Source organism: Fructilactobacillus sp. X2R1C1 (assembly GCF_059901435.1).
Genome location: NZ_JBWXUV010000017.1, coordinates 1 through 683, shown reverse-complemented (window position 1 = coordinate 683; position 683 = coordinate 1). Strand labels below are relative to the sequence as shown.

The following is a 683-nucleotide window of genomic DNA, read 5'->3' as shown; positions in this document are numbered from 1 at the left end:
GCAGCAGCCAGTCCCTCAATTCCTGACAAAATTCCAAACCAGTTCCCGGCTGCTTGGTATGCAGCAGAAGTTGGATCAGTAACGTGCCAAATAGTCTTAGCAATTGAACCAGTTCCATAGGTCCATAAGTATTGAAAAGCAAACCACCTAAAGAATTGGACGAACGAAACTTCCCAAAACGGGCGAGGAGCAGTTCTTAACAATTTAATTAAACTACTCTTAGTTTTTTGACTGTTAACGTCAATCCCATGGTATTTAGCGTAGACCGTTGGACTGTATTCGTGAACCGATAATACCGTATACAATGACATGATTAAAAGAACTGCAGCAGCGATGTAAAAAGACATCTTAACCGATAACGGAACCACACCTTTTGGGGCAACGTTAGAAATTCCAATTGCCGTTAAAATAAATGGCAATAACGTCGCAAATACTCCACCTAGATTGGCATAGGACTGCTGCCATGACCAGGTCAAATCCTTTTGATCTTCATTTACCATGTCACCAACAATCATCTTGGAAGGTTGCATACATGCATTTGACGAAACATCCATCACAGCAATTGTGATAGCACCAAAAAGTAAAGCGGCAAACGATCCGTAACCAAACCCAAAGGATCCAGCGTTTGGCAATAATACCAACACGATGGCAGCGATTGGAGCTCCCACTAGCAAGTATGGCAT

At 42.5% G+C, this 683-nt stretch carries 1 protein-coding gene; it reads right to left on the bottom strand.

The annotated features are described in order from the left end of the window. Window positions 1-683: MFS transporter (locus AC6UDG_RS07245; protein WP_500706931.1), on the bottom strand; the 683-nt coding region annotated here is incomplete at both ends.